The organism is Gluconobacter sp. P5E10 (assembly GCF_018812145.1).
Taxonomy (GTDB): Bacteria; Pseudomonadota; Alphaproteobacteria; order Acetobacterales; family Acetobacteraceae; genus Gluconobacter; species Gluconobacter cerinus.
On sequence record NZ_JACRVZ010000018.1, the window covers coordinates 1 to 4,165 of the forward strand.

A 4,165-nucleotide genomic window follows, 5' to 3' on the forward strand; every position below is an offset into this window, starting at 1 on the left:
ACTCGGACTGACCATCTTCTCTTGAGGGGAACCCCGAAAACGGGTTATCGTTCACCTCGGAAAGCTGGCCCGTCCACTGGTACTGGCGGGTCAAGCTGAAAGGTCGGAGTTCGCTGCTCCGGCCTTTCGCCGTTTCTGAGGGGTATGTTTCGCCCTTTCTTTCAAAAAGACAAGTCATAGAATGACAGGGGGTTACCGTTCCCCATACGAACCGGTCTCACATTCCGAAATCTGGTCCGCTGTCGTAATCCCTTGACCGAGAACGGGACGGCCCGCCACGCCCACGGCCTCGTGCTGGGGCCTGCGCCCTCTCGGCCTGCTGGCGCTTTTCCTGCTCCTGATAGACCTTCAAATGCGCCCTGAGAGCCTTCTCCTCGGCGTCCAGTCCAGCGGTGCCCAGAGGGTGCCTGTGAGCCTTCAGGGCACGGCTAAACGGATCTGAGGGATATTCACCCGCAAGGAACTGCTCGCGGTCATCAAGGGCCAGCCTCTGGGCTTTCTTGGCCATATCACCCAAACGCTCCTTGGCTTCCCGCGCTGCCCGCTCTCTCGCCTCCCTGAGTGCCTGCTGACGCAAAGCTTCCTTGCGTTCCTCCTCACGCCTGCGGGCCTCTGCTGCCCGTCTGGCCTGCTCCTCGGCCTCCTGCTTTCCCTTCGCCCGCAAGGCGTTCAGAAGGCCATTCACCCCTTTCCGCTTGGCGTCCATGGCCTGCGCCGCCACGTCCCTGACGGTGGCGGCCAGCTCGCGCACCATTTCCCGCACATGGTCGTTCAGGGTACGCCTGCGCTCGTTCTCCTGAGCCTTGAACGTTTGGGGCTTGTACGGCTCTCCCTTGCGCTCCTGCTCAGCCTTGTGCTTGCGCTCCATCGTGGTGCTGGTCGGGCCAAGGTGCAGGGTCGGTATCTCGTCCACGCCCTGCCGCTCATAGCTGCGGTGGTCGATGCGGGCGGGCTTCTGGTGGCGCTCTAGTGCTTCGTTGCACTGCATGGCCCACAATTCCCGAAGGCTCTCGATCTCCGGGCCACCCGTCTTGGCGGCGTCCAGGATGCGGGTCTTTTTGCCCAGACCATCCGGTTCGACTTCCCGTGTCGTGGTGAGGATATGGGCGTGATAGTTCCGGTCATCACCACCAGAACTGGGGGCATGGAGAGCAACATCAGCAGCCACCCCGTAACGCTCGACCACAGCAGAGGCAAAAGACCGTGCAAGGTCGGCCCTGTCTTTGGCGTCCAGTTCAGCGGGAAGGGCCAGCACATACTCCCGGGCCGTCACCGAGTTAGAACGCTTCTCGGCCTGCTCGGCAGCGTTCCACAAGGTCGAGCGATTATGCGCCCACTCGCAACCAACCGGGGCAATGATGAAACTATCATCAACCCCGGTTCGGTTAGCGTAGTCGTGCTGGCGTCCATCGCGTTCATTGGTCAGCGTGTCCCCGGTTCGATAAGCCGCAGCGGCAACGGCACTTCTGCCGGTGCTCCGCGATACGGTCTTAACGGACAGGTGGAAGATCGCCACGGAATCGGCTCTCTGAAAGAATGGGGTTGCAAGGGGTTCACCCCTGTCGCACGCAAACTCGAAGAGTTTGCATAAGTGCGCCCTTAATACCTATCGGCATGAAGGGTTTTTAGGCAACCTCATTTTGTGGTATAGTTACACTCAAGAGGAGTTCCCCACACATGAGCAGCACAAGCCAGCCGACCAAATCCCCAAGAATTCTTGAAGCTGAAAAGAGGCTTGAGCAGGCACGGAACGCCCTGAAAGATGCCCGCAATGCTGAGAACAGGCAGAAGCGGAAAATAGAAGATCGCCAAAAAATCATCTTGGGTGGTGCGCTGCTTAAAGCAGCGGAAGGTGATGACCGCTTCTCGAACGTGATTGATGCCCTCCTTAAGCGGTTGTCTCGTGAGCAGGACGTAAAGGCTTTTCAAGATCACGGGTTCACCACACCCCGTCCAGCACAAGTGCAGAATGAGGGCTGACCATGAGTGAAGCAGACGACACGGAAGATTTCGGCCTTCGTGCGTTTGAGGATTTGAAGAACACCGTCCAGCGGTCGAATAAGGCATATTCGGACGTTGCCGGTAAGCTGCCAGCCCTAGCAAAGCAACTTGAGGCACTGGACGCCAAAAGCACCAAAGCCGCACAACGTGTTGAGGACGCAGCGCAGGCCGTCACCAGCTACGTCAAAACCGACCGACGCACCCTGCTCATCACCTGCGGCTTTGGAGCAATCGCGCTCGTGTTCTGCGCAGCCTTTCTGGGGGACATCAAAGGCAATCGAACCGGATACGCCCAAGGGTTCGCTGAGGGGCAGCAGGAAGCCAAGAAACGGGACGCTCTGGCGGAATGGGCCGTGTCGTCACCGTCGGGCCACATGGCCTACGAAATGGATAGAGCGGGGCTAATTCAGGCATTCGGCATGTGCAAAATTGAAGGTTACAAGATTAGAACCGACATGAAAGGGGCATGGTGCGTATCCATTTCCGGGAATGGCATAGAATGGTCCTTACCGCGTCTCTAAACGCCATATCCGATGGAAGATAATTTTTTGAACGCTTTATCTGAAGAACACGAACTGACTGAACCAGTGACTGTTGGTTATCTTCATAACGGCGTTAAGGATGAACCATCATTGCCGATTAAGCTGGAAGAAGGGCATCATAATTCGCGGGATATAGATCCGGCTGAAGGTGGTATTGGCCGAATTCATATTCTCGCTCGTCATGAAAAACAAATTATCGAACTTGGATATTTAAGCGTTAAGCATTTTGTTGAAGATGTAATTTACAGATGCAATGAAATTAGATTGTCACATAAAACTTATTTCTTAATTTGTCGCACTGAAGAAGAAACAAGCAGTTCCAAGCACAATGCTGTACTTCTTCATTTGGTACAAAGCAAACACGAATACTATCGTGTTGCAACAGCTGCACCATATACACATAGATCTCTTAAAAAATATGACTTGCTAAGGGATTGGACCGCAACCCAATCTCGTCCGACCGAGCAGAACGACCGCTTATCAACCACCCCCATATCCGAAATAAATCCCCCTGCTATAGGATTATAGTCGGACCCGGTATGTGATGGCTTTGGAGCGGTACGGCCAAAGCAGCTAATTCAACATACTCGTTACGGCTCTTGAGCTCAACATCTTAGTATCATGAGCCACGTGAGATATGTGTCGTGATTTGAAGAGTTAAATGGCACCTCATTGTTCTTTTTAAGCTTTTTTATTGCATTCAAAAAAATCTTTCCGCTCTGGAGCGAGCGCAGAGCGGGAGCGGCGTAGCCCGCCCGTCAGGGCGTCCAGACATGCGTTTACACTCAGGTCAGACCGGCTTGCACTTAGGTCGGAATGAGGTCTTGCACTTAGGTGCCGTCAGGTGGCTTTCGCTTCCTTCAGGCACCATGCGAGCATCTCCGCATGGGTCATCTGGGGGGGCTGATAGATCCTCTCTTGTCTTAAAAAAGAACTAGAGGGACGTTCCTGTGCAGGTCTTGCACTTAGGTGATCGCGCACCGTCCGCATGAAGTGCCGGGCAGCCTGCGCCACCTGCTGGAGTGCGGACAGAACGATCTCGTAAGCGTTCGAGGTCCGCACCCGCTTCCCAAGCTGGCGGTCATACTGATAGCGGGGCGTGTGCTTCACGATACCAAGCGCATAGGCCCGATTTAAGGCGTTGATGACCGTCCGGCGACTGGCGCCTGACTTCTCTGCCATTGCTTCGTGACTGGGGAACATAGCCCCATCGTCCCCCATGAACTCCGGCAGAACAGCCAGCGCATGTGCTTCCCCAAGAGTCAGCTTACCTTCCGACCGGAAACGACGAAGCACGGCCTGAAACCGGCGAATGATCTGCCATTTTGTCAGGGGGCGAGAAGTCTTGAAGGCGATGGTCATTGTCTATCCTCACTCGGACTGACCATCTTCTCTTGAGGGGAACCCCGAAAACGGGTTATCGTTCACCTCGGAAAGCTGGCCCGTCCACTGGTACTGGCGGGTCAAGCTGAAAGGTCGGAGTTCGCTGCTCCGGCCTTTCGCCGTTTCTGAGGGGTATGTTTCGCCCTTTCTTTCAAAAAGACAAGTCATAGAATGACAGGGGGTTACCGTTCCCCATACGAACCGGTCTCACATTCCGAAATCTGGTCCGCTGTCGTAAT

Annotated in this window: 5 protein-coding genes; 3 read left to right on the forward strand and 2 right to left on the reverse strand. The window is 55.2% G+C overall.

All coding sequences use genetic code 11. The features are described from left to right. Window positions 1-217 precede the first annotated feature (217 nt). Complete coding sequence (gene mobQ / locus KP707_RS16395) at window positions 218-1,516, reverse strand: MobQ family relaxase (RefSeq protein ID WP_215751967.1); 1,299 nt, start codon at window positions 1,514-1,516, stop codon at window positions 218-220. Between the two features lie 161 nt (window positions 1,517-1,677). On the opposite strand from mobQ, the gene KP707_RS16400 reads away from it, so the two are divergent. The 3 genes from KP707_RS16400 to KP707_RS16410 are packed head-to-tail and all read left to right on the forward strand — an operon-like array spanning window position 1,678 to window position 3,071. Then, complete coding sequence (locus KP707_RS16400; protein WP_086898674.1) at window positions 1,678-1,980, forward strand: mobilization protein; 303 nt, start codon at window positions 1,678-1,680, stop codon at window positions 1,978-1,980. A 2-nt stretch (window positions 1,981-1,982) separates the two neighbouring features. Then, entirely contained in the window at window positions 1,983-2,522 is a 540-nt protein-coding gene (locus tag KP707_RS16405) for a hypothetical protein (protein ID WP_215751969.1), read from the forward strand. Window positions 2,523-2,549: 27 nt separating this feature from the next. Next, complete coding sequence (locus KP707_RS16410) at window positions 2,550-3,071, forward strand: hypothetical protein (RefSeq protein WP_215751968.1); 522 nt, start codon at window positions 2,550-2,552, stop codon at window positions 3,069-3,071. Between the two features lie 312 nt (window positions 3,072-3,383). On the opposite strand, the gene KP707_RS16415 is transcribed toward KP707_RS16410, so the two are convergent. Beyond that, window positions 3,384-3,905, reverse strand: a complete 522-nt coding sequence (locus tag KP707_RS16415; RefSeq protein WP_252348932.1) for a helix-turn-helix domain-containing protein — start codon at window positions 3,903-3,905, stop codon at window positions 3,384-3,386. Window positions 3,906-4,165: the final 260 nt, after the last annotated feature.